22 protein-coding genes are annotated in these 23,835 nt (G+C 47.8%); 16 read left to right on the top strand and 6 right to left on the bottom strand.

The window, feature by feature from the left end; all coding sequences use genetic code 11:
- Positions 1–62 precede the first annotated feature (62 nt).
- A complete protein-coding gene (locus tag ACVC9U_RS13785) occupies positions 63–1,193 on the bottom strand; it encodes a DUF445 domain-containing protein (protein WP_441391169.1) in 1,131 nt (376 codons plus the stop codon).
- Positions 1,194–1,522: 329 nt separating this feature from the next.
- On the opposite strand from ACVC9U_RS13785, the gene ACVC9U_RS13790 reads away from it, so the two are divergent.
- From ACVC9U_RS13790 to ACVC9U_RS13810, 5 genes are all read left to right on the top strand, one after another.
- Positions 1,523–2,608 carry a YheC/YheD family endospore coat-associated protein gene (locus ACVC9U_RS13790; protein ID WP_071583510.1) on the top strand — a complete coding sequence of 362 codons (1,086 nt, stop codon included), beginning with the start codon at positions 1,523–1,525 and terminating at the stop codon, positions 2,606–2,608.
- The gene (locus ACVC9U_RS13795) at positions 2,605–3,963 is read left to right on the top strand and encodes a YheC/YheD family endospore coat-associated protein (RefSeq protein ID WP_003180205.1); all 1,359 of its coding nucleotides are present in this window, start codon (positions 2,605–2,607) and stop codon (positions 3,961–3,963) included. Before ACVC9U_RS13790 ends, ACVC9U_RS13795 begins: the two co-directional genes overlap by 4 nt.
- A gap of 143 nt (positions 3,964–4,106) precedes the next feature.
- A complete protein-coding gene (locus ACVC9U_RS13800; protein ID WP_170865385.1) occupies positions 4,107–4,325 on the top strand; it encodes a YheE family protein in 219 nt (72 codons plus the stop codon).
- Between the two features lie 18 nt (positions 4,326–4,343).
- On the top strand, positions 4,344–5,225 hold the full coding sequence (locus ACVC9U_RS13805) for a helix-turn-helix domain-containing protein (protein WP_003180200.1): 882 nt from the start codon (positions 4,344–4,346) through the stop codon (positions 5,223–5,225).
- 115 nt (positions 5,226–5,340) lie between these two features.
- Complete coding sequence (locus ACVC9U_RS13810; RefSeq protein ID WP_003180198.1) at positions 5,341–6,447, top strand: ABC transporter ATP-binding protein; 1,107 nt, start codon at positions 5,341–5,343, stop codon at positions 6,445–6,447.
- A 45-nt stretch (positions 6,448–6,492) separates the two neighbouring features.
- Here ACVC9U_RS13810 and ACVC9U_RS13815 read toward each other — a convergent pair whose 3' ends face one another.
- Positions 6,493–6,717, bottom strand: coding sequence for a hypothetical protein (locus tag ACVC9U_RS13815; protein ID WP_003180197.1), 225 nt, complete (start codon positions 6,715–6,717; stop codon positions 6,493–6,495).
- Positions 6,718–6,952: 235 nt separating this feature from the next.
- On the opposite strand from ACVC9U_RS13815, the gene ACVC9U_RS13820 reads away from it, so the two are divergent.
- The 3 genes from ACVC9U_RS13820 (at position 6,953) to ACVC9U_RS13830 (ending at position 8,114) form a co-directional block, all read left to right on the top strand.
- On the top strand, positions 6,953–7,156 hold the full coding sequence (locus tag ACVC9U_RS13820; RefSeq protein WP_003180196.1) for an alpha/beta-type small acid-soluble spore protein: 204 nt from the start codon (positions 6,953–6,955) through the stop codon (positions 7,154–7,156).
- Positions 7,157–7,335: 179 nt separating this feature from the next.
- A complete protein-coding gene (locus ACVC9U_RS13825) occupies positions 7,336–7,470 on the top strand; it encodes a hypothetical protein (RefSeq protein WP_441391170.1) in 135 nt (44 codons plus the stop codon).
- Positions 7,471–7,490: 20 nt separating this feature from the next.
- Complete coding sequence (locus tag ACVC9U_RS13830) at positions 7,491–8,114, top strand: NAD(P)-dependent oxidoreductase (protein ID WP_441391224.1); 624 nt, start codon at positions 7,491–7,493, stop codon at positions 8,112–8,114.
- Positions 8,115–8,133: 19 nt separating this feature from the next.
- On the opposite strand, the gene bmrD is transcribed toward ACVC9U_RS13830, so the two are convergent.
- Together bmrD and bmrC are read right to left on the bottom strand one after the other, a co-directional pair.
- The gene (gene bmrD / locus ACVC9U_RS13835; RefSeq protein WP_071583509.1) at positions 8,134–10,152 is read right to left on the bottom strand and encodes a multidrug resistance ABC transporter ATP-binding protein/permease BmrD; all 2,019 of its coding nucleotides are present in this window, start codon (positions 10,150–10,152) and stop codon (positions 8,134–8,136) included.
- Positions 10,149–11,903 carry a multidrug ABC transporter ATP-binding protein BmrC gene (gene bmrC, locus ACVC9U_RS13840; protein WP_144573390.1) on the bottom strand — a complete coding sequence of 585 codons (1,755 nt, stop codon included), beginning with the start codon at positions 11,901–11,903 and terminating at the stop codon, positions 10,149–10,151. Before bmrC ends, bmrD begins: the two co-directional genes overlap by 4 nt.
- A 520-nt stretch (positions 11,904–12,423) precedes the next feature.
- On the opposite strand from bmrC, the gene ACVC9U_RS13845 reads away from it, so the two are divergent.
- The 5 genes from ACVC9U_RS13845 (at position 12,424) to ACVC9U_RS13865 (ending at position 18,494) form a co-directional block, all read left to right on the top strand.
- The gene (locus ACVC9U_RS13845; RefSeq protein WP_011197701.1) at positions 12,424–12,924 is read left to right on the top strand and encodes a universal stress protein; all 501 of its coding nucleotides are present in this window, start codon (positions 12,424–12,426) and stop codon (positions 12,922–12,924) included.
- An 852-nt stretch (positions 12,925–13,776) separates the two neighbouring features.
- Positions 13,777–14,031 carry a hypothetical protein gene (locus ACVC9U_RS13850; RefSeq protein WP_367304927.1) on the top strand — a complete coding sequence of 85 codons (255 nt, stop codon included), beginning with the start codon at positions 13,777–13,779 and terminating at the stop codon, positions 14,029–14,031.
- Between the two features lie 125 nt (positions 14,032–14,156).
- A complete protein-coding gene (locus ACVC9U_RS13855; RefSeq protein ID WP_441391171.1) occupies positions 14,157–16,010 on the top strand; it encodes a putative thiazole-containing bacteriocin maturation protein in 1,854 nt (617 codons plus the stop codon).
- The gene (locus tag ACVC9U_RS13860) at positions 16,010–17,944 is read left to right on the top strand and encodes a TOMM precursor leader peptide-binding protein (RefSeq protein ID WP_441391172.1); all 1,935 of its coding nucleotides are present in this window, start codon (positions 16,010–16,012) and stop codon (positions 17,942–17,944) included. The genes ACVC9U_RS13855 and ACVC9U_RS13860 overlap by 1 nt, the downstream gene beginning before the upstream one ends.
- A gap of 73 nt (positions 17,945–18,017) precedes the next feature.
- Entirely contained in the window at positions 18,018–18,494 is a 477-nt protein-coding gene (locus tag ACVC9U_RS13865; RefSeq protein WP_003180175.1) for a YdhH/YoaO family protein, read from the top strand.
- A gap of 15 nt (positions 18,495–18,509) precedes the next feature.
- Here ACVC9U_RS13865 and ACVC9U_RS13870 read toward each other — a convergent pair whose 3' ends face one another.
- Entirely contained in the window at positions 18,510–19,490 is a 981-nt protein-coding gene (locus tag ACVC9U_RS13870; RefSeq protein ID WP_441391173.1) for an aldose 1-epimerase, read from the bottom strand.
- Positions 19,491–19,725: 235 nt separating this feature from the next.
- Here ACVC9U_RS13870 and nhaC point away from each other — a divergent pair, with 235 nt between their 5' ends.
- Positions 19,726–21,084, top strand: coding sequence for a Na+/H+ antiporter NhaC (nhaC, locus tag ACVC9U_RS13875; protein ID WP_003180170.1), 1,359 nt, complete (start codon positions 19,726–19,728; stop codon positions 21,082–21,084).
- Between the two features lie 38 nt (positions 21,085–21,122).
- Here the strand turns inward: nhaC and dat are convergent, their stop codons facing one another.
- A complete protein-coding gene (gene dat, locus ACVC9U_RS13880; RefSeq protein ID WP_003180168.1) occupies positions 21,123–21,974 on the bottom strand; it encodes a D-amino-acid transaminase in 852 nt (283 codons plus the stop codon).
- Positions 21,975–22,271: 297 nt separating this feature from the next.
- Between dat and ACVC9U_RS13885 the strand changes: the two genes are divergently transcribed.
- Both ACVC9U_RS13885 and ACVC9U_RS13890 read left to right on the top strand, forming a co-directional pair.
- Positions 22,272–23,183, top strand: coding sequence for a polysaccharide deacetylase family protein (locus tag ACVC9U_RS13885; protein WP_003180166.1), 912 nt, complete (start codon positions 22,272–22,274; stop codon positions 23,181–23,183).
- A gap of 134 nt (positions 23,184–23,317) precedes the next feature.
- Entirely contained in the window at positions 23,318–23,812 is a 495-nt protein-coding gene (locus tag ACVC9U_RS13890; RefSeq protein WP_003180165.1) for a GNAT family N-acetyltransferase, read from the top strand.
- The last annotated feature ends 23 nt before the right edge of the window (positions 23,813–23,835 follow it).

Here is a 23,835-nt window from a genome sequence, read left to right on the forward strand (position 1 = left end):
CAAACTATGGAGTGTTTTTCACAGTTATACGATAATTCCGTATGAGCAGGCCGTCTTCAGCCTCAGATCAAAATCACAAAGATGGCTTGCACCGCTCCGATGATTCCGCCAAGCAGGCCGCCTAAATACGTGATCATCTTAAACTCCCGCTTGGAAATGGACAGCACCATTTCTTCAAGACGTTCAACGGGGAAGTTGTCCACCTGTTCCTTGACGATTTGCTCGAGTTCCAGCTGTTTGAGCGCTTGATCAAGGCGGCGGCCCGCTTCTTCCAGAAGGCGGTCGGCCATCTGCGGAAGGCGCAAAGCGATATCCTGCTCAAAACTGGAAATAGAGGAGCCGATCGTCTTTTCGAAAAACGGCTGAAGCGAGAATCGTTTCAAAAGCTTTTCCTTCAAATCGAAAATGAGAGGTTTGAGGTTCCATTTGTCATCTGCTTCCTTGAACGTATATTCTTTCAGCTTGTCCCATTCGTTTTCAAGCAGATCCTGTAAAAGCCCCGCGGTCTCGCCGTTCTTTAAAAACTTCACAATCTCCGGCTGAACCCGGTCAACCAGACTGCTGTTGCCTAAAAACATCTGCACCATGCTGCCGAGCATGCCCCGTTCTTTCAAAAAATCGTCAATCATATGTCCGAGGCGGTCCTTGCCTTCATCGCTTTCAAAGTAGCTGACAGCCTGGCTTAAAATATAGCTGGACACCATCGGAATTTTTTCTTTCAGCTTTTCTTGAGCCTCAAGAGGGAAAAGCTTTTTCAGCGGTTCATTCTCATACGCCTCTAAAAATGCGGTCAGCTTCTCATCCGCCAATCTGGATACCGCTCGATCCGCTTTTTGGGCGGGGTTTGAAATCCCGATGCTTTCCAATGCTTCTTCAACGGTGGCCGTTGATTGCGAGAGGCGGGCCAAAAGCCTCTCTCCAACCTGCACCGCCTGGCTTTTGACCGCATCGGATGCAAGCCTTTTTTTGAGCCCTTCTGTTGTCAGCAGATGGCCTGTGACCATCTGTCCCATCTGTCTCGCCAATTCATCGCGCCTTTTCGGAATTAATCCGGGCGTAAAAGGTACCCGCTTTCCAAATATGTAGATCGCTTTATAGGGGCGAAAAAGCATTTTAATCGCAAAATGATTCGTTACAGCGCCGATAAGTGCACCGACTGCAATCATAACGGCAAAAATCCCAAATACATACATGTTCTTTTCAACTGCCTTCCTTTTTACCTGACATCATAGCTGTACAGCGTAGGTCTTGGCGATGGTCCTCACCGTCTTGCCTAACGTTATTATAGTAGCTGAATAAAAGACGGGCAAATAACAGAATGGAGCAAGCCGCTTCAAAATACAATGGGTCAGATGGCAATTGTATAAAGGGCGCTCTAAAATTTTTAATCATTTCCAATTTACAAAAGCCTATTTCTGCAATCTCAAGCGTATCATGAAACAGAAGTCTATATATTAAAGTTTGCCCGAAGTTTGACAGTCTCAGCCTGTTAAGCCTTGTTTTTCATGAAGGAGGTATAATCATGATCACGCTTGGATTTATGTCGCTGTCGCACGGACATGAAAAAGCCTATGCCGAAGAACTGGCCAAAGTGGCTTCGGACTACGGAATCCGATTTATCCGGTTCACCCCCCTGGATATTTCCCCCGGTTCCCTGCTTGTGAAAGGGCTCTCCTTTCACCCGAAGTCAGGACAGTGGAATGAAATTGAAAGAGAAATCCCGGAATTGATCTATGACCGCTGCTTTTACGGCAGAGATCAGCAATCGAAAAAAGCAAAACCGATTGTCGAATGGCTCAAAAAGTATCCTAAAACGACATTTTTAGGACTTGGACTTCCTGACAAATGGACGGTTTACAAAGCATTGAAAGCCGATCCCGTCATCAAGTCCTACCTTCCTGCAACAACGATTGCAGAAAATGCCCAGGATATCCTGCGCAAGCTTGCAAAAGAAAAATCATGCATCTTGAAGCCTGCATCCGGATCAGGAGGCCGCGGCATCATTCATCTTGAGCTTACGGGAAAAACGGTAAAGGCCGCCTACCAAACCGGAAAACACAAACAGCTGAAATCATTTTCGAAACAGGCCTCATTTGAAACGTGGTGCCAAAAAGTTCTTCAGCACCGCTATCTGCTGCAATCGTTCCTCGATATTCAAGACAAGGACGGTTTTCCTTGTGATATCAGATTGCTGCTACAGAAAAACGGCTATGGCGAATGGGAAACAGCCGGTAAAACGGTAAGGCGGAGCTATCAGCATGGACTGCTTGCAAACCTGGCCGGTGGCTCTGAGGCGGTGAGCTTTGACAGCTGGCTTTTATCCGTGCCGAAAAAGCGCCAGGCCGTCCTTCTCGATGATTTAGAGACAATGGCGCAGGCCGTTCCCCTGGCGCTTGAATCAAATCACGGGCCATTATTCGAGCTCGGCCTTGATATCTGCCTGACAAAAGACGGAAAAGTCTGGCTGCTGGATGTCAACTCAAAGCCCGGAAAACACGCTTTTATCAAGCACTCTCCTGAAAAAAGGGAGCTTTTGTATAAAGGTCCTTTGGAGTACTGCTCATTCTTAACGGCTTCAGCCGGCGAGAAAGGGGCTGAGAAAAGATGACCGGTCAACCGCTGACGGTCGGCATCCACCAGACGAGTGAAAACACGATGCTCCTGCCCGCTTCTTTCAAACAGGACGGTCTGTTATTCGCCGCTTTCGGTACGAGTGTTGAACGGTGCCATGTCTCATTTGACAGCCATTTGAAGCGCACCGTTTTATTATCCGAAAATCTGTACAAAAACCTGCGGATTCCGTACCGCGGCAAAGCCTCCCTGCTTTTTCGCGACAATACCGTCTATATCGGGCCTTTAATCGGGATTTTCACCGCCGGTTTCACAAAATCGCAGCTGGATCCTGTCAGAGGAAGGTCTTTATTTTTTTCGAAGCTTTTGACTATGGATCTCCCGGCAGGAGGCTACAGCTATCTGTTCGGGGCGCACCAGATTAATTGGGAAGAAGGCACGGTGCAGGCTCTCATTTTCAGGGAAAACGGCTGGGAGGAGGCCATAGTCCCGCTGCCTAATGTTGTATACGACAGACTGCCGAACCGCAAAGCCGAAGAATCCTCCGCCTTGCGGGAAACAAAAAAACGGCTTATGGATGAATACCGCATTCCGTGGTTCAATCCGGGCTTCTTTAATAAATGGGAGATCTATGAATGTCTGCAGCAAGACGAGAGGACAGCGGAATTGCTTCCATTTTCGGCATTGGAGCCCGATGCCGATAAAATCGAAGACATGATCGACCAATACGGCTTCATTTATGTAAAGCCCGCCGGCGGCAGTTTCGGCAAAGGCATATTCCAGCTTTCAAAACGGGAAGAAAACGGTATTCTTGCCAGACATGCCGAAGGCGTCACATCTTTTTCGTCCGCTGCTGAATGTTTAAAAGAATGGCAGATGCTTCACAAACATACTTCTTATCTTGCCCAGCAAGGCATCGAACGGATCGAAGTGGATCATCACCCGGCAGATTTCAGGGTTCATACAAACAAAAACGGAAAAGGTCAATGGACCGTCACAGCCATCGCGGCCAAAATCGCTGGAAAGGACGGAATTACAACCCATATGTCGAGCGGCGGCGCCGTGAAAACACTTGCAGAGATTTATGATGATCCTCAGGAAAGGCTTCACACTCTGCAAAAGCTGACAAAAGCAGCGGTCCTTCTCAGCCGGGTCCTTGACGAAAAGCTTGACGGTTTCATCGGAGAAATCGGCTTTGACCTGGGATTGGACCGTTCGGGAAAGGTGTGGCTGTTTGAAGCCAACTCCCGGCCCGGCCGAGGAATCTTCTCCCATCCCCGTCTGGCATCTGTCAGCCGCTTAACGAAGAAAAGAAGCTTTGAATATGCTTCTTATTTAACCGAACAGTCAATCCTTAATCCGGAGGACATGTGGCATGACCTCAAGCCGTGAAGAATCTGCTTCTTCACGGTATTTTTTTGAAAATCTCCATTTGAAAAGAATCTATGATCTTTTCTGTGAATGAGATACAATGATAACAAATCAACGTTTAGTCTGCTCGCTGGATTTTGCCCACCTGAAATCAATGAAGGAGCGTGGCGTTAATGATTTCTCACTTTCAATGGAAGCCGCTGTTTAAAAAAGAAAGGCTTCCCGGCTGGAAAATATCGTTTTATCATAAAGGGATTCATTATGAAGGAATTTATCATAAATCGGGGGAAATCGAGTGGGGCAGCACCTATCCCCCGCATGATGACGAGCCTTCCCTGAAAAGCGAAATTCATGAATTAATGCTCTTCCATATTTACGAGTAAAGAAAAGGACGTTGACGTATGCTGGAGAAATTAAAGACGCTTTACGGTGAACGGATGGTTGGATCTAAGGCTGTTTCAAAGCACGATGCATTATGGTTTCAAACCGACGAAGGCGAAACTTTCGGCGTTTTGAAAAGCGCGGTCACCGACCGGGAAAAAGAGCTGCTCTATTGCCTATTCCGGCCTTTTTCAGAACCGCATCGTCCGCAGCAGCTGACAAAGCGGGAGAAAGAATGGCACGAATATTTCTTTTGCGATGCCCCCCTCCAAAACCCGGGAAACATTCAGCTGATTCAAGGCCATTTTTTTAAAATGGAGCATGCCCCTGAAGAAAGACAGGCGATTAAAGAAGCGGTCAGCGGCTTTTTTAAAGACCCGCTTGTTGTATGGTACGACCGGCATGAAGCCGTTATCGTCCACGAAAATCCTTCACCGTTTCTCGCAAAAAAAGAGCTGTCCGAGCTTGCGGATGCACTGACAAGCGATTTCATGGCAACTCCTGTGTTTTTCAGCGGCCAGCTTCATCCAGTCAACGGATCGCTTCAAGGCAAAATCCGCTTTGAAAAACAAATGTTTCATTACATGCTGGAAGCGGGTGACATCGGAAACGTCGCCACGTTTTGCCAGTGCCTCCCGTCTTTTTTGACGGCAAAACCGGAGCGGGTTCATGCTTCTTCATTTTCGGACGCCGTAAGAGAAGCGCTGTCTGATCCCGAGACATCCCTGACCATCAAAACGTATATGAGATGCAACCTGAATGCCTCTCTTACAGCCAAACGTTTGTTTATCCACCGAAACAGCCTGCAGTACAGAATTGATAAATTTATCGAACGGACTGCAATTGACATCAGACAGTTTGAAGAAGCAGCCGCTGTTTATTTGATGATGCATCTCCTTTAGCGGCTTCAGCAATATGCACGAAAAGAAATTGTGCACCATGTCCATTTACACCGCCCTGCCGTTTTTTATAAACTTAAATCAGTTAAAGCGCTTACATAAAAGAGGGGGAGAAAAAATGGCGGAACTCGTGCTCGATCGGATATACAAAGTGTATGACAACAAAGTTACGGCTGTGGATAATTTTAATCTTCATATCGAGGATAAGGAATTTATCGTCTTTGTCGGACCGTCAGGCTGCGGCAAGTCGACAACGCTCAGAATGATCGCAGGCCTTGAGGAAATTACGGATGGCGAATTCACAATCGACGGCAAACGGATGAATGATGTCGCTCCTAAAGACCGCGACATTGCGATGGTATTCCAAAACTATGCCCTGTATCCGCACATGAACGTCTATGACAATATGGCTTTCGGCTTGAAGCTGCGGAAGTTTCCGAAGGATGAAATCAAACGGCGTGTCCATGAAGCGGCCAAAATTCTGGGCCTTGAACAATATTTGGATAGAAAGCCAAAAGCGCTTTCCGGCGGACAGCGCCAGCGCGTCGCCTTAGGCCGGGCAATTGTTCGGGATGCAAAGGTGTTCTTGATGGATGAGCCGCTATCAAACCTTGATGCCAAATTGCGCGTACAAATGCGCGCGGAAATCACAAAGCTTCATCAGCGTCTGCAGACGACGACCATCTATGTCACCCACGACCAGACGGAAGCGATGACGATGGCTACGCGGCTCGTCGTCATGAAAGACGGAATCATCCAGCAGGTCGGGGCGCCGAAGGAAGTCTACGAAAATCCGGAAAACGTGTTTGTCGGCGGCTTTATCGGGTCTCCTGCAATGAACTTCTTTACCGGCACTCTGAAAGAAGACATGTTTACATTCGACGGCGTTTCGGTTCGCGTGCCGGAAGGAAAAATGAAAGTTCTGCGCGGCCAGGGTTATGTCGGCAAGGAAATCATCATGGGAATCAGGCCTGAAGATATCCATGATGAACCTGTTTTCATTGAAGCGTCAAAAGACTCGAAAGTCGATGCGAAAATTGAGGTAGCCGAGCTGATGGGCGCGGAAACGATGCTTTATTCGCAGGCCGGCACTCAGCCGTTTATCGCCAGAGTCGATTCAAGGACCGACGTTCAGGCCGGCGATACGATTCCACTGGCGCTTGACATGAATAAAGCTCACTTTTTTGATAAAGAAACGGAGCTCCGCATCCGCTCTGAAGGATAACACAGTTTCAAACATGACCGAAGCATGCTGCGGCTCTCTATGCAGCTATGCTTCGGTCGTTTCAATTTCAACGGTTTCTTCATAAGTGCAGTCTTGGCACGTATATAAATGAACGCACGCGGTTTGCGTTTGTTTAAATGAATCGAACTCCATGTACGGACTGTAAGGACCGAAAAAATCGGTTGCTCTCCCGGCGTCCGCCATTTCCCCGCCGCACTTCGGACAATGCCTCGTCTGGACGAGAATCCCGTTGCACACTGGACACATCATCTTCTTCATCCTCCTGGCTTTTTTCCTTAGCTTGCCCCAATCATAACCTTTTCGTCTTTCAACATTTACCAGATTGAAACGCGCATTTATTTTATTGAATCCACCATAATACGTAGTACAAACCAACATTGGGCTTTAGCCGAGAAGGCAGCGGTTTTCTATCGGTGGAAGCCGTCAGCTGGTGCAACTCCAGTCAGCCCAACCATACCATTTTTATAAAGGAGTTTGATGACAAATGGCTAATCAAAATTCTTCAAATCAACTGCTTGTCCCAGGAGCAGCGCAAGCGATCGAACAAATGAAATTCGAAATCGCTTCTGAGTTCGGCGTAAACCTTGGCGCTGACACGACTTCCCGTGCAAACGGTTCTGTCGGCGGAGAAATTACAAAACGTTTAGTTTCCCAAGCTCAAGCATCTATGGGCGGTCAACAATTTTAAACAACTTCATATTCATGGATAACAGAAGGTGCATATACTGCACCTTCTTTAGCTTTTCGGCAAACCTTCTCATTCATTGCCATCACGGGGGCCCGCCCCTCTGGCATATCTTGTGAAAGCCCGCACCCGCTTCTCCTTTTTTCATATGCTGGTATAAAGGAGGGGTCGGCATGTAGCTGATGTTGAGCATCAATTGGGAATTGATTCAATTTGTCGGGATTTCTCTATTGAATGAGTATGTCTCAAATGTCCGTCCTTATCATGGAACCTTTTGTTTACGCGGGGCTTTTTCTTCCGGACGATCTGACGTATGATAGATCCGATGGGAGTGATCATGTTGAAGATTGCGCTTTTTGGAGGTACAGGCCGTGTCGGACAGGCCTTTCTCAATTTTGTTGAAGAGGATGGGCACCATTCCGTTAACGCACTTGTCCGGAGGACGGAAGGCGCCCGCATTCCGGATTTATGCCAAGCACATATAGGAAACGCCAAGAACCGGCATGACGTCGAGTCTTTAATAAAAGATTGCGATATCGTTGTCAGCTGTTTAAACACAGATGGAGACGATACATTGACCGTCTCCATCGAACACATCATAAACGCCATGAACGTACATCGGATCAAACGGCTGATTACCATCGGAACCGCCGGCATTTTAAACGCAAGGCAGAACCCGGCCCTTTACCGCTTTGAAACAAACGAATCAAAACGGCGCTCTACGCGCGCAGCTCAAGAACATGCCCGTGTGTACGAACGGCTCCGCGAATCTGATTTGGATTGGACGATCGTCTGCCCGACGTATCTCCCCGATGGGCCGGCATTGAAGACATACCGTTTTGAACAGGATGTTCTGCCGCCCGGCGGAAGAGAAATATCCACCGGCGACACCGCCCATTTTCTTTTTACACAGCTAGAGTCTGACCAGTTTGTCAAGGCGAGGGTGGGGCTCGCTTATTAAGGCCGGGTGAAGATCCGGCTTACCCTATCAGGGTTCCTTTCCCCTTTTGCAGTTCATACATTTGATAGTATTGGCCTTTTTGCTTCATCAGCTCTTCATGATTTCCCCTTTCGATAATCCGGCCTTTTTCAAGCACCAGAATCTGGTCGGCGTTTTTGATCGTTGACAGCCTGTGGGCGATGATAAAGGTTGTGCGCCCTTGTTTGACGACGTCAAGCGCTTTTTGAATGACCGCTTCTGTTTCGGTATCGATATGGGCCGTCGCCTCGTCTAAAATAAGAATAGCCGGATCGTATGCCAGCGCACGGGCAAACGAGATCAGCTGCCTTTCTCCTGAAGAAAGGGTGCTTCCTTTTTCGATGACCGGCTCGTCAAGGCCTTTCGGCAGACGGGCGAGCACCTCAAGAGCCCCGACCTGTTTCAAGGCGTCTTCTATTTGCTCTCTAGTAATATCAGCATTGTCAAGGCTGACATTTGAAGCAATCGTGCCGGAAAATAAGTAAGGATCCTGGAGAACGATGCCCATATGCTTTCTGATTTCCTGCCTTGACATATCATATATGCTTCTGCCGTCGATTTTGACATCGCCCTTTTCAATATCGTAAAAGCGGAAAAGAACATTCATGATTGAGCTTTTGCCTGAGCCCGTATGACCGACCAATGCAACGGTCTCCCCTTGCTTCGCTTCAAATGAGATGTTTTTCAGCACATCTTCACCGTCATGATAGCGAAATGATACATCCTCAAACACGACTCGCCCCCGCGCTCTTTCGCTGCTCGGCTCTTTGACATCGACGCCCGGCTCATCCAGCAGGCGGAAAACCCGCTCCGATGATACACGCGCCAATTCAAGCTTGGCAAACTGGTTGACGATGCCCGTAATCGGCTGAAATAAACGATTCAAGTAATCGACGAATGCATAGAGTACGCCGATTGAAATCATTCCTTCCGCGTTCAGGGCAGCTCCCCCGAAATACCATATTAGAGCGGTGAACATCACATTTCTCAGAATGTTGACCAAGTTGTGGGACATAAGCGAGTTTAATTTCAGCATTTTATTTTGGTAATGAAAGTGGCTGTCATTCAGCTGTTCAAATTCTTCTTTTGTGTCCTGTCCGCGCCGGAATGCCTGAATAATCGTCATGCCTTGAATCGATTCATTCATTTTGGCGTTGATCTCGCTGTTGATTGACCTAAGTTTATGATTGTAGCATGAAGCGAATTTTCGATAAACAGCCGCCCAAATGACAATCAGGGGCACAATCAACAGACAGACGCCGGCCAGCCTGACATCAAGGAAAAACAGTGCGGCGAATATTCCGGCCATATAAATGATATTTGTAACAAACGTCGAAAGAACGGTCACATACAGATCGCGGATCGCTTCGGTATCATTCGTCACCCTTGCAACGATTTTTCCTGCCGGCAAATTATCAAAATAGCGGATAGGAAGCCTTTGAATGTTGGCGAATACATCCTGTCTCATCTTTTGAATGATGCGGTTTGCGCTCATCTGCAAGAGGTAGAATTGGCCGTAATGGAAAAAGATCGAGAAAATGAGAAGGCCGAAATAAATAGAAACGAGCGAGATCAGCCCTCCTATTTCAGGCTCGTAAAAAGCATACACTTCAGACAAAGACAGGCGATCGGCCTTGTAGGTTTCCGTCCGGTCTCCGCTCGTCATTCTCAGCTCTCCCCCGGAAACCGTCCGCTCCCCGTCAAAGGAAACCGGTTTCCCCACAAAGTAGTAGTTCATACCGACTTGAAAGATGTGAACTTCCTGCAGCTTTTCAGCTGAAGGGTCTGTCCTGTCTTCCCTGATATATTCCTTTCCTTTGTAGGAAACAGTATATTTCGAGTTCTCTGTCGTTTCATACCACGTTTTTTCAATTCCGAGAATATGATCGTCGATCATCTTTTTGGCGATCATCGGCCCAGTCAGCTCGGCTGTGACGGCGATCGTCAGCATGACGAGCGCCCAGATGAGAATTTTTTTATAAAGAAGCGCATATTGGAAAAGCCTTTTTCCTGTTGTCATGCTACAGTGCCCCCTTCTTCTCCCGAAGGAAGCTGCTGTGCTTCATATTGTTCAAAATACCAGCCTTTCCGGCCGATCAGTTCTTGATGCGTCCCTCTCTCAACGATCCTTCCATCCTCCATGACGAGAATGAAATCGGCGTGTTCGACAGCCGACATCCGGTGTGATGTAATAAACGTCGTTTTGCCTTTCCGTCTGCTGCGGATGTTTTCAATAATCGCCGCTTCCGTTTTCGCGTCGACAGCGGACAGCGAATCATCCAAAATTAAAATTTGGGGCTCCGCAATCATCGCTCTCGCAATTGAAATCCGCTGTTTCTGCCCCCCGGATAAAGCGACTCCCTTCTCTCCGACCATTGTCTCCAAGCCGTCTGAAAGCATCTCAATATCCTTTTTCAGATGTGCTGCAGAGATGACGGCGTGCAAATCGCGTTCTTCAGCGAGGTGTCCGCCGAACAAAATATTGTCTTTCACTGATTTTGAAAACAGCACGTGGTCCTGTGGCACATACCCGATCCAGCTGCGGAGCTGATCAAGCGGCAGACGTTCAATGGGCACGCCCGAAATGGTGATCGTTCCTTTTCCTTGCGGATACTGCCTCAGCAGCTGCTTGACTAATGTCGTTTTGCCGCTCCCCGTCTTTCCGACGATTCCGACCGTCTGTCCTTCTAATACGGTAAATGAAATATCGGCCAGGTTTTCCGACGCAGAGCTCGGATACGTAAAAGTGACCCCGTCAAACACAATATCGCCCGGCTCCGCTGCTTCGGGTTCAGCGGGCTCTCTCACATCAGGCTCATATGCCAATGTTTCATTTACCCTGTCAAGCGAAGCATTTCCCCTCTGCATGACATTGATCAGCTCTCCGATCGCAAACATCGGCCAGATCAGCATGCCGAGGTACACGTTGAAAGAGACGAGTTCACCCAATGTCAGCTGGCTGCGGAAAACAAGATAGGCGCCGTAGCCAAGACCGATTAAATAGCTGATCCCGACCAAAAGCTTCACCGTCGGTTCAAACAGCGAATCGATCAAAGCGACTTTCATATTTTTCTTGTACACATCAGCCGTCATGCTGTTGAACCGGCTGACATCATTTTTCTCCTGTACATAGGCCCGGATCACCCTTACCCCTGACACGGACTCGAGCACTTGATCATTTAAAGCGCCAAACGCATCCTGCGCTTCCGTGAAACGCTCATGAATTTTTTTCCCGTAGATGCTGATGGCGGCGGCCATCAGCGGAAGCGGAATGATCGAAGCAAGCGTCAGTTTCCAGCTGATCAAAAAACCCATCGTTAAAAGGATCGTCAGCATATACATCGTCGAATCGACCAGTGTCAAAATGCCGAAGCCCGCCGTCATGGAAATTGCTTTTAAATCATTTGTCGCCCTCGCCATCAAATCCCCTGTGCGGTTCTTCTCGTAAAAAGACGGCGTCATTTTCAGCAAATGGCCCATCAGCTTGGATCTGAGAATTTTTTCGACCAGGTTCGCTCCCCCAAACAGCTGATACATCCAATAATAGGACAGGGTATAAACAACTGCGCCAAGCGCAAGAAATAAACCGATATAGCCGAGCATGCCGGCCTTGGAAAAAGTGCCCGCCTGCATATCGTCAATCGCGTTGCCAAGCAGCTTCGGCGGAAACATTTCCAATACGTTTACAATAATCAATAGGACGACCGCTATCGTGTAGCGCCGCCATGAGGCTTTAAAAAACCAGCCCAGCTTCCATAAAACAGAAAACATCGATATCCTCTCCTTTTTTAGCCGCCTTCAAGTTTTTCCTTACAATCTTTGATTTCGTTTTTTCTGATACTCGGCATAAAAAATTCCTCCTTATGTGCGGTTGATTTATTGGAAAAACATGCTGCTCCGCATCGGAAACAGGATGTTTTTTCTCCGAAAAAAAAGGCACACTGTGTACCAGCATGCCTTTTTTAATATAAAAAGGCGCATGTACGCTTGTTCACGCGACATGCGCCTTCCTTCTGAAAATTGTTAGAGTGAAACGGATTCCTGAGCATAAGGAAGGTATGGAAATGTCACGTTTAGGTGCTTTTGTTGTTGAACTGATGCATTGATATTTCTAATCATGACGATACCCTCCAATCTTATTAATATTTTCCATCTTATAGTACGGCCCTTTAATTGTCAATTTGTTTTTTTGGCGAATAGCAGGCTTTTGATTCATATTCTTATATTTCGTTAGATTTGTTGGGAAAACGGGTAATATGACAGTAAATCCATTCTGAAAGGAATGATCAATTTGTTTAAAGCTGACCGGATCATAGTCGCGTTTGACGGAAAAGAGGAAAGCAAAAAAGCGCTGAGAAAAGCGATCGACCTGTCGAAAAGGCTCGGCTCACAATTGACCGTCGCCCATGTCCATGAACCGAGGCAAGTGAGAACAGAGGCTGCGGCCGAAAGACCAGCTGCCGGAGCGCCATACCTTTACAGCGGCTTCCCGGCCGCACCCCGGATCCCCCGCGATTCAGACTTGGCCGGTGAACCCATGATCTACGAGGACAGCGCGGAAGAAGCGATTGCGGCAGCGAAAATCATATTGAGCGAAAACCAGTACGACGCGGAAATCGAGGTGCTGGAAGGAGACACGGCCAACGCAGTTCTGCAGCATGCTGAAAACATCGGCGCTGACCTCGTCATCACAGGTACGCGCGACCAGAACCGCCTGAAAAAGCTCCTGTTCGGCAGCGTCAGCGACAAGATATCGACAAAATCGGAGATCCCCGTGCTGATTGTGAAATAACGATTTAAAAGAGGCCGGTCTGTTGTCCGGCCTTTCATCATGTTATGATCCTCTTGAATTTCTAATAAAGGAGACAATCCCCCAAACAATTAATAGTAAGACTCCTAATACAATAACCGCATTTATTATTGAAAAATTGGCCAAGGCAATCTCTCCTTCTCTATCAAATTATTAGAAAGCATACTTGTTGAAAGAGTTTTTGTAGCAACTGATACATAAGCATTCGCATCAGCATAAAACTGCAAGAGCACTGTGTCCTTAGAAGATGCTTCACTGCTATATACAACGCCAATTGATTTTTTCCTGCTAATCCGTAAGCCGAATAGCTACCTTTACCCTCTATGCTTTCTTTACTTTAGATGTTTGTTTCCAGAAGTTATTTTTGCATTAATTTACGACTTTCCCTTGAGAATTCGACTTTCACTACATTGAAATTCATTACCAATCGAATCCGTTTTTTTAGAGTCAAATTTTTATTAATACCTTATTTTCATAGATTGCATTCTTTGATGCTACATCTCTACTTAGCCTAGGATTTCATCCTCTCCCAGCCTCCAACGATCTTTATATCAATAAACTGCCGCAAGTATGGCCGCAAAATAAAAACCTCCCTCCAACAAAATCCAATAACAGGAAAAATAGGCGTTCAAATTAGTAACAACCACCTAACAGACCTCATAATTTGATCTTGTGAGTACCCGGGGTATTTGACTTAATCTGACTTTGCTTATGTTTCATTCTTCTTTTACTGTGTTTTGGTCAAAAATTTTAACGATGAAGGGGGATATTAAAATGCAACCATTCCATGATGAACTGCAGTCGTTGGAGATGGATCACTTCCAGGCAGACGATATGACGCATTGGGATCCGGACCGCCATCACGCCAATGTTAAACACTGCGCAAGCTGCTGGAGCTGCGGAAGCTGTGCCAGCTGTTGGAGCTGCGCGGGACACAGCTGTTGGAGCTGCATGGGACACAGCTGCTGGAGCTGTGCGGGACACAGCTGCTGGAGCTGTGCGGGACACAGCTGCTGGAGCTGTGCGGGACACAGCTGCTGGAGCTGTGCGGGACATTGCTGCTGGAGCTGCTGGCACGGAGGCATGTAGTTTTTTTATAAAAAAGAAGACTTCCCCTGCCTCTTTTGCCGCAGGGGGTCTTTTATAGCATAAAGGACAAACAAAATTACATATAATGGTATGTCTTGTTTTTAAAACATTAAAGGAGGAGGAGCATGACACACCTGACTGCTTCCGCTCGCCTGAAAGTAAACCGGGATACATGGTTTCTTCCTGATCCGAACGGCGGCGCGTATTTTAGAAATAATTCCGGGTCGTTTCGCATAAAAGGATCTTCGATTGCTCAATGGTTCGAAAAACTTCTGCCAATGTTCAACGGGGAACATTCGCTTGAAGATTTGACAAAAGGACTGCAAGCTCCGTACCGAAAGAGAGTATATGAAATCGGAGAAATGCTTTATAAAAACGGATTCGTTCGCGACGTCAGCCGCGATCACCCGCACAAACTGGAAAGCTCAGTGCTTAAAACGTATGAAGCCCAAATCGAATTTATTGAAAGCTTTGCCGATTCCGGCGCTTACCGCTTTCAGCTGTCGCGCCAAACCAAAATATTGGCTGCAGGGACTGGCTCCTTTCTCACGAAATTGGTCCGGTCGCTGATCGATTCCGGTTTTTCAAGAATCCGTGCGATCGTGACGGATGCATCCGGGCATGCTTTAGACGAACTGGCAGAAATATCAGAGCAAACAGAAAGCGGACTGGAGATTGGCTTCGCCGAAACGCAACATTGGCGGGAAGCGGTGCGATCTGCCGATTGGGTTTTGTATGTCTCTGACCGCGGCTTCACAGATGATCTCCACGATCTTCAAACGTTTTGCCTTGAAGAGAACAAAGGATTCATACCCGGCATCTGTCTGAAACAAGTCGGACTGGCAGGCCCTGTCTTCCAACAACACGGAGACAGCCGCTTCGAGGCTGCCTGGAGGCGCCTCCATCGGTCTGCGCTCCATGAAGAACGAACGCTTGGAACCTTTCCTTTGGCAGGAAAAGACATGCTGGCAAATGTTATTGTGTTCGAATTGATGAAAGCAGCTGCGGAGCTTGAGCCATTATCTAAGAAGAATCAAGTGTACCTGCTTGATTTGGCAACGCTCGAAGGCGGCTGGCATGCGTTTCTTCCCCATCCGGACTTCAGTTGCGGCAAGGATTCGGCTGAACTCATCTGCGACCTTGAAGCGAAACTTTCGGAACACCCCGGAAAAGAAACAGAAAGCCGGCTATTCCAATGTTTCACCGAACTGACCTCACCCGTAACGGGCATTTTTCATCTGTGGGAAGAAAAACATTTGCCGCAGCTTCCATTAGCACAATGCTTTGTTCAGACAGCAGATCCGCTCTCTTCCGGACCTGCGGAGCTTTTGCCTGAGACGGTTTCGGTCGGTTTGACCCATCAAGAGGCGCGGCGGGAAGCCGGGCTGACGGGGATTGAAATGTATGCATCAAGGTTGACCCGTTCTTATCCGAATAACGGAGATTTCGCGATCGCCACCGGAGAAACGCTGGCTGAAGGCGTATTAAGGGGATTGGAGAAATGCCTGGAACACCGGTTGTGCGAACGGATAAAAAGCGGAAAAGAAATGATTTCCCTCGTTCAGCTGGACGGAATCGAAGACCGGCATTCTGCATTTTATTTAAAAGCGCTGACAGTCTTGTACGGCCAACCGGAAATCGGTTTAGGGAAAAACATAGAAGGCTTCCCTGTCGCATGGGCGGGAATTCGCGGGCGCTGGTACAGAAGTTCTGGACTCAACATCACATCCGCTCTCAGAAAAGTGCTCGAACGGGCACTGACAGACAAAGATCCTTTGAAAGGTGCGGATGTTCTGCTGGAGCCTGGTGAACTGAAGCTTGCTATCCCCGTTTCAGCTGCTTTGCAAAAAACACTGCTTTCCGCCTTGAAAAACAACCGGGGCTTGCAGCTGTATGTCTATGAGCTGCCTGTTGAACCATTTTTAAAAGAAAAACTAGCAGGAATCTATTGCGTGCAGTTGCGAAAGGAGGAACCTTGATGAAGCGCTGTATTTTGGTCGTTGGCGAAGGATTGATGGCTGAAGGCGCATCACAACAATTATCTGCTGAATATAACGTTATCCGCAGGTCTGATTTTGAGAACAGAATACCGGCGGAGACTTCGTTCGTTCTTGTGCTGCACGACGCTTGGCGGCCTTTGTTATATCGCGAGGCCGAAAAAGTGCTAAGGGCGGCAGGGATTCCCTGGCTTCGCGGGTTTGCATCTTTTGGGGAAGGGGTAATCGGGCCGCTCGTTTATCCGTCAGAGTCAGGATGTTCAAAATGCGCCGATATGAGGTGGTATGTCTCCGGCCCCGACAGCATGGAGACGCTTGAACTGGAACAAAAAAGCAATGACATAAACCGCGATCCGTGGGCTTCAAAGACCGGCTGCCGCCAGATGGTCAGCCTGATCTGCACAGAAGTCGACACCATCATGAACGGCGGGCGCGGCCGATTGGAAAAAAAGCTGTACATCGTCAATTTGAAAACGCTAGAAAGTTCGCTGCACGCTTTCATACCGGAACCGACATGCCCTATATGCGGAAATCTGCCCGAAGACGGACAGGAATCCGCGCGGATATCGCTCCGGCCCAGCCTGAAAACGAACCCGGACAGCTTTCGCGTGCGGAACACGGACGACTTAAAACAAACGCTCTCCAAAGACTATTTGGACCAGAGAACGGGGATATTCAACGCCAAAATTTATGACGCGATTCTGCCGTTTGCCGATATGATCGTCAATATCCCTTTATGGATGGGAAATGAAGGGGTAGGTGGGCGGAGCCATTCGTATGAAGACAGCGAATTAACCGCCATTTTAGAAGGTTTGGAACGCTATTCCGGGATTGAACCGCGCGGCAAACGGACGGTCGTACATGACACCTATGAAAATGTAAAAGATCGTGCGCTCGACCCGGCAAAAGTCGGGCTTCATCAAGCCGAACAATACACGCATCCCGATTTTCCTTTTCAGCCGTTTCATCCGGCCCGCCCGCTCCGCTGGGTATGGGGCTATTCATTTCTGCAGAAACGGCCGATTCTCGTTCCTGAATCGCTCGCGTATTACAGCCTGGGGCGGGAAGACAGCTTTGTCTATGAAACATCGAACGGCTGTGCACTCGGAGGGAGTTTGGAGGAAGCGATTTTCCACGGCATATTAGAAGCGGCTGAGCGCGATTCATTTTTGCTTGCCTGGTATGCCAGGCTTCCACTTCGGCAGCTGGATCTCGACTCTTCAGGAGATCCGGAATTGCGCCTCATGACAGAGAGGGTGCGAAGTGTGGCGGGATATGATCTGCATGTCTTTAATTCAACGATGGAATACGGCATTCCAAGCATTTGGGCGATCGCCAAAAACAGAAAACGGGAAGGATTGAATCTGATTTGTTCCGCAGGCGCCCACCCCGATCCCGTAAAAGCGGTGAAAAGCGCCCTTCATGAGCTGGCAGGCATGATGTTGAAGCACGACCGCAAATTTGAATCTGAAAGGAGCAAATATCACCAGATGCTCCGCAGTCCTGCTTTAGTGCGGGAAATGGAGGATCACAGCTTAATGTACGGACTGCCCGAAGCGGAAGAGCGGCTCAGTTTTTTGCTGAATCAAAGCCGGCCTCTGCAAACATTCGACGATGCCTTTAAAAAAAGAAAGAAACACCTTGATTTAACCGAAGACCTCTGCGACCTGCTTGAAGCTTTCCGGAGTCTCAACCTTGAAGTGATCGTCGTTGATCAGACTTCCCCTGTTATCAAACGGAATGGACTTTATTGTGTGAAAGTTCTCATCCCGGGCCTGATTCCGATGACATTCGGACAGCGCTTCATCCGCCTGGAAGGGCTTGAGAGAATTTTCACCGTGCCGAAGAAGCTCGGCTTTGCGGAAGAGCCGTTAAGACCAGAACAGCTGAACCTGCACCCGCACCCGTTCCCTTAAAATTTAAGAGAATATATTTTTTCCGATTGTTCTGCTTTATGATTAAAGCAGAACTTTTTAGGCGGTGGTTAATATGAAACAGGAATACAAGCGGCCGGTGCTTTTCATCGCCTCCCTTTTCATGGCCTTTTGCGCCGTTTATTTCGGCGGGAGGCTGATCGGTTTTTATATGGCGGAATACCCAAAATGGAACGGGCAAAGCGCCGACGGAAATTGGGAGGCCGTGATCAAAAAGATAGATGGCCGCGCGCTGTTCGGCGGAGAGCTCTACTGGACAGGCGACCGCGGCAAGCTGGACGATACATATTTGGAAAAATTGGTCGTAAAGTTTGGTGATGAAATCGTTTTGAACGCCCAAATCGAAACGCCGGTGAAAGATTACGCGGGAGGCAAATTCCCCGGCGGAGGGTCAAAAGAACAATCCGTTTCTTTTTTGGAAGGGCTTGAAGAAGCTGAAATCGCCGGCCGCGAGGTGACGGTTCAATTGGATTGGAGAGAGGGCAAACAAGCGTCCCATACAGGATTTACGCTTGATAAAAGCTCATGGTAAAAGGCGGAATATCGATTATATTCCGCCCACCTCAATTTTGCTTCGCATCGTCAGTTCTTCCTGCGGCCCCAAATCCCGAAATCCGGTCACATTCTTCGGCAGGTTGAGGTTCGGTGCATTCGTCATCCAAGTATATGGCTCTATACAAAGCAGGTCATCCTGATCAGATGTACCGTTAAACACGACCCAGTGCTTAAAATGACCGTCGCATTGGTAGCGGACGCGAATGCCGGCGAGGCTGTCCGCAATGACGGCGGTGCTGTTTCCTTCTTGGTCTTGCTCAGCCGCCAATATATCATCAAGCCTTTCACCCGCTGCCATTTTTCCCGCTTTGAACTCCTCTGTCACCCGATACTCGCCAGTCGGCAGCATGCGGTCTGTCAGCGTCCAATGCTTTGAGGCAGGAAGAGTAAACAGGCACTTTTCTTTATCCCCTGATTCGTTTAAAGGATAGCGGAAAGATGTGTGATACCCCAATCCGATCGGCATCGGATCTTGACCGCGGTTGACAGCCGACGCATCAATTTTCAGATGCTGTCCTTCTAATGTGTAGGTGATGGTGATGGAAAAAGAGTGAGGGAAGATCGATTTGATGCCCGGATGATCATCAGAGTCCAGCATCGTCTGCACGATGATCCGCTCTTCTGTTGCCTCCATTTTTTTTACCGTCCACTTTTTATCGTAAAGAAATCCGTGCAGGTGGTTTTCGAGCGGCTTTTCATTGATCGGCAGCTCGTATGTTCTTCCCGCATATGTAAATCTCCCGTGATCGATCCGGTTGGGAGGAAAAAGAACAGGGATTCCGAATAAAAACGGATTCGCGTCATATTCTTCCTTTGTTTCAGGCGTTTTCAACAAATTCAAACCGCCCGCCTTCCACCTCAATGAAATCAAATTGCTTCCCCACCCGGGCACAAGTACTGCCTCTAAATCATCATTTTCAAACCGTATCGCTTCCTCATGTAAAAACCGGCTTTTCTGAACAGTGCAAGACATCGCATTTCCCCCTATTTTGGCTTAAGGATATTGAAACGTGTATCAAATACATGCCTTTCTCCAATCTATTATATCTTAAAAAAGTCAGCGCTTTCAAAATAGAATGGGCGAACCTTTGAAAAATGTTTGAAATATTTTAATTTAAGTATATGATCTATTTTTCTGTTATAATACGTTTACGCACAAAAGCATAAAAGTATTAAAGAAAGAGATTTCTTCTAATGAGGTGTATGATTTGTCAAACGAAAAACGACTATCGTTTTCCATATCGGCTCTATTGTTTATGGCCATATTGTTTATTATTTTCACCTGCTTATTCATATTTAAAGCAGAACCGCACATACCGCTTTTGATTTGCGTCGGTTTTTTGGCCGCTGTCGGCGCGGTGAAAGGGCATTCTTGGAAAGATCTTGAGAGCGGCATTGTCTCAGGCATCCGAAATGGCGTTCAGCCGATCATCATCCTTTGCCTAATCGGCATCTTAATCGGAGTCTGGGAGTACAGCGGCGCGATTCCGACGGTAACGGTTTACGCGTTGAATCTGATTGAACCGCAGCACCTGCTGCTCACCGCACTTTTCAGCTGTCTTGTGATCAGTTCATTGGTCGGCTCCAGCTTTACGACGGTCAGCACGATCGGCGTCGCCCTCATCGGTGTGGCCGCGGCGGCAGGCGTTCCACTGACATGGGCGGCGGGAGCCGTGATTTGCGGCGCCTGCTTCGGCGACAAAATGTCTCCAATGTCAGACACGACCAACTTTGCCGCAGGAGTCGGGGAGCTTCCGATTTTCAAGCATATCAGACATATGGCGGGAACGACGATCCCCGCTCTTTTGATCACGATTTTGCTTTTCTTTTTCATGGGCCGTTCTTTAACGGCGGCACCGGCTTCAACCGAAAACATTCAAGCGATCATAAACGGAATAGAAGGCATGGTCAACATCAGCGTCTTCACGCTTCTGTCGCCTCTGCTTGTGATTGTACTTGCTGTCAGACGGACGCCCGTCATTCCGTCGCTTGCAGCAGGGATCGTTTCCGCCGGAATTTTTGCCGCGCTGATTCAGCCTGACGCCGGCATTTCATCGTTTTTGTCAGCGATGCAGAATGGCCCGGTTTTCTCAGCCGATACTGAAGCCGTTGAAAAGATTTTAAATCGCGGCGGCCTTCAATCGATGATGGGCTCTGTTTCTCTCATCATCATCGCATTCGCGCTCGGCGGTCTCATGGAAAAGATCGGCATGATTACAAGCCTGCTTGAAGGCGTAATCAAGGGCATTCATACGAAAGGCCGGCTTGTGTTCTCAACCGTTTCATCAAGCATCGGCATGAACCTGGCGACAGGAGAACAGTATTTATCGATCTTGATTCCCGGTCAGTCCTTTAAAAAGCTGTATGACAAGCTTGGAATCGACCGGAAGCATTTGTCGAGATCACTTGAAGACGGAGGGACATTAATTAATCCGATGATCCCATGGGGAGTCAGCGGCGCGTTCATGTCCACAGCGCTCGGCGTTCCCGTCATTGAATATTTGCCGTTTGTGTTTTTCCTTTATTTATCGCCGCTCTTTTCGATTTTGTTCGGTTTCCGCAAATAAAAAAACGCCGTTTCCCCAGGAGACGGCGTTTTTCTTTGTTAAACCGTTTTGGCTGTTTCCGACAAAATGCTGTTTTGCAAAGCGGTCTGCACATTTTTTGTGAGCGGTCCGGGCGCTCCGGAGCCGATTGTTTGCCCGTCAATCGAGGTGACCGGAATGACTTCGGCTGTCGTTGACGTGATGAATACTTCATCCGCATTCAGCAATTCATCCTTTGTCACCGCTTTTTCTACATAATTCAAGCCGTTCTCTTCACACAGCTGAAGAACTTTCATCCGCGTGATGCCGTTTAAGATGAGCGTTGTCGCAGGATGGGTGTAGATAGCGTTTTGTTTGACGACATAAACATTTGAAGACGTCCCTTCCGTCACCAAACCGTCGCGAATTAAGATCGCTTCGAATGAAGAAGCTTCATGCGCTTTTTGCTTGATCATGACGTTGTACAACAGATTTAAGCTTTTAATGTCGCACCTCAGCCAGCGCATGTCGTCCGCAGTAATAGCCGAAACGCCGTTTTGCTGTTCTTTTTCAGGCTTCTGAATAGGAAATGTATAAGCCGTCACCTGAGGCGTAAGCCCTGCTCCGTATTGATGCTTCCTCGGAGCTTTTCCCCTTGTCACTTGAAGATACAGCCCGCCTTCCCGCATCTGATTGATGTCGACGAGCTCTTTCAGCTGGCTTTTCAGCTCGGCTTCTGAAAAAGACAGGTCGATTCCGATTTCGGCTGCGCTTTTATATAAGCGGGCAATGTGTTCATCAAGCGTGAACAAAATTCCATTGTAAATGCGGATGACTTCATAGACGCCGTCTCCAAATTGGTAGCCTCTGTCCTCAATATCAACCGCACACTCGCTCCGTTCAATCAGCCGGCCGTTAAAAAGAACTTTCATTTCTCCATCCCCTTATTTTTGTTGACTTCTGAATTTTCTCCATTCCATTCTAACACGACCCTGCCGATCAAAATAGTGCAATATTTCCAAAAACTTTTTTCCGCCTTCAGGATCAAAAAAGCAGCATTCCTTATCGTTCAACATTTTCTCTTAAAATTTGATATATTTTTCCCTTCATCCTGTATTCATCTTCTTTCCAATCCTGTATACTTAGACATTGTGATCCATTATTTTATGAGACTAGCATTCTATCTCATAATGGAATCGGAACGAGAAAAATGATACGGAGAGAGTGACATGCGCCAAGTATCAAAAAAAACTGCCCCATCTGTAGCTTATTTGTTGACGAAAGCAGCGTGCTTTTTCGTGTTGTGTCTGATTCTCCTGTACGTGTGGGACCTTTCACAGTCCTCTGCCGCTACTGAGAAAAGAGAGCTTACGGTGTCGGAAAACAGCCAAATGAGGCATGAAGGAGACAGCGTTCCGCTCAAAAAAGCAACGCAAGGCGAACTTCTCGATCACTTGAGCACAAAACAGCAGATCGAAAAGCGCAAGCAGGAAAAAGAGAAGCAAAAAGCTGCTGCGGAAAAAAAGAAAGAAAAATCGAAGGAAAAAACGGTTTATTTGACGTTTGACGATGGGCCTTCAGCCGTAAGCCAAAGGCTGCTGCAAATTTTATCCGAACATGATGCTAAAGCGACATTCTTCATGCTCGAACCGAACATGAAGCTTCACAAAGAAGCCGTTCTCAATATGAAGCAGCAGGGCCATGCACTTGGACTTCACGGGGTGACCCATGACCAAAAGCAATTTTATAAAGGCGCCAATTCTCCTAATCTGGAAATGAAGCAGGCTCAAAAAACGCTGAAGTCTATCACCGGGGTTGAAACCCATTTGATCAGAACGCCGTACGGAAGCAAACCGTCGCTGACCGAAGCGCAGAAAAAAGTGCTGAAAAAGAACGGATTTATTTATTGGGACTGGAATATTGACAGCCTGGACTGGAAATACAGAAGCCAAAAATTCGTTCCGGAAGTCATGAACCAGCTGAATATCCTGGAAAAGCGGCAGACAAAACAGCCGATCGTGATCTTGATGCACGATATTCCTTCAACGGTTCAATCATTGCCGTTATTGCTGACAAATTTAAAAAACATGGGGTATTCATTTGCAACACTTGATGAATCCATGACACCCGTTCATGAATAACATCCATTGTCTGATCCCCTGATGAAGGGGATTTTTTTATTTCCTCCCTCGAGTGTGATTATCTGACACACTTGTTGCCAAAAAAACAGTTTTCTGATTATGATGCAGTTATCTTTATACCATGGGGTGGGTAAATGAAAATCGAAGAGTTGCATTCAACCGCGGAATATGCCAATCAATTGGCCGAGCTTCTCATCCGCGTCGTCGATGACGGGGCATCAGTCGGCTTTCTGCCTCCGCTCGAAAAGCGGCTGGCGGAGGCTTACTGGAAAACAGCCGTCGCACCGGATTCGGTTTTATGGATTGCCAAACAAAATGGCCGGATCGCAGGAAGTGTTCAATTGCACTTATGCACAAAACAAAACGGCCGCCACAGAGCGGAAATCTGCAAGTTAATGACAGATCCCGCCTTCAGGCGGCAGGGCGTCGCCAAATCGTTAATGCAAAAAGCGATCGACAGGGCGAAACAGGAAGGCAGATCTCTTCTCGTGCTGGATACAAGGGAAAAAGACCCCTCCAACCTCCTTTACGCTTCGCTCGGCTTTGCCGAAGCCGGACGCATTCCTGAATACGCGGAATCTGCAGACGGCCGGCTCGATGCATCCGTTTTTTATTATAAAAAACTGTGATGAAGATCAAAAAAGACGCTCCG

It is taken from the genome of Bacillus sp. GM2 (assembly GCF_056155945.1).

What these genes read in the sequence shown, in the direction of transcription:
- ACVC9U_RS13860 (WP_441391172.1), top strand. Translation starts at nt 16,010, where the DNA reads ATGAAGCGCTGTATTTTGGTCGTTGGCGAAGGATTGATGGCTGAAGGC.
- ACVC9U_RS13850 (WP_367304927.1), top strand. Translation starts at nt 13,777, where the DNA reads ATGACGCATTGGGATCCGGACCGCCATCACGCCAATGTTAAACACTGC.
- ACVC9U_RS13830 (WP_441391224.1), top strand. Translation starts at nt 7,491, where the DNA reads ATGTTGAAGATTGCGCTTTTTGGAGGTACAGGCCGTGTCGGACAGGCC.
- dat (WP_003180168.1), bottom strand. Translation starts at nt 21,974, where the DNA reads ATGAAAGTTCTTTTTAACGGCCGGCTGATTGAACGGAGCGAGTGTGCG.
- ACVC9U_RS13810 (WP_003180198.1), top strand. Translation starts at nt 5,341, where the DNA reads ATGGCGGAACTCGTGCTCGATCGGATATACAAAGTGTATGACAACAAA.
- ACVC9U_RS13805 (WP_003180200.1), top strand. Translation starts at nt 4,344, where the DNA reads ATGCTGGAGAAATTAAAGACGCTTTACGGTGAACGGATGGTTGGATCT.
- bmrD (WP_071583509.1), bottom strand. Translation starts at nt 10,152, where the DNA reads ATGACAACAGGAAAAAGGCTTTTCCAATATGCGCTTCTTTATAAAAAA.
- bmrC (WP_144573390.1), bottom strand. Translation starts at nt 11,903, where the DNA reads ATGTTTTCTGTTTTATGGAAGCTGGGCTGGTTTTTTAAAGCCTCATGG.
- ACVC9U_RS13820 (WP_003180196.1), top strand. Translation starts at nt 6,953, where the DNA reads ATGGCTAATCAAAATTCTTCAAATCAACTGCTTGTCCCAGGAGCAGCG.
- ACVC9U_RS13785 (WP_441391169.1), bottom strand. Translation starts at nt 1,193, where the DNA reads ATGTATGTATTTGGGATTTTTGCCGTTATGATTGCAGTCGGTGCACTT.
- ACVC9U_RS13865 (WP_003180175.1), top strand. Translation starts at nt 18,018, where the DNA reads ATGAAACAGGAATACAAGCGGCCGGTGCTTTTCATCGCCTCCCTTTTC.
- ACVC9U_RS13855 (WP_441391171.1), top strand. Translation starts at nt 14,157, where the DNA reads ATGACACACCTGACTGCTTCCGCTCGCCTGAAAGTAAACCGGGATACA.
- ACVC9U_RS13885 (WP_003180166.1), top strand. Translation starts at nt 22,272, where the DNA reads ATGCGCCAAGTATCAAAAAAAACTGCCCCATCTGTAGCTTATTTGTTG.
- ACVC9U_RS13795 (WP_003180205.1), top strand. Translation starts at nt 2,605, where the DNA reads ATGACCGGTCAACCGCTGACGGTCGGCATCCACCAGACGAGTGAAAAC.
- ACVC9U_RS13815 (WP_003180197.1), bottom strand. Translation starts at nt 6,717, where the DNA reads ATGATGTGTCCAGTGTGCAACGGGATTCTCGTCCAGACGAGGCATTGT.
- ACVC9U_RS13825 (WP_441391170.1), top strand. Translation starts at nt 7,336, where the DNA reads ATGTTGAGCATCAATTGGGAATTGATTCAATTTGTCGGGATTTCTCTA.
- ACVC9U_RS13790 (WP_071583510.1), top strand. Translation starts at nt 1,523, where the DNA reads ATGATCACGCTTGGATTTATGTCGCTGTCGCACGGACATGAAAAAGCC.
- ACVC9U_RS13870 (WP_441391173.1), bottom strand. Translation starts at nt 19,490, where the DNA reads ATGTCTTGCACTGTTCAGAAAAGCCGGTTTTTACATGAGGAAGCGATA.
- ACVC9U_RS13890 (WP_003180165.1), top strand. Translation starts at nt 23,318, where the DNA reads ATGAAAATCGAAGAGTTGCATTCAACCGCGGAATATGCCAATCAATTG.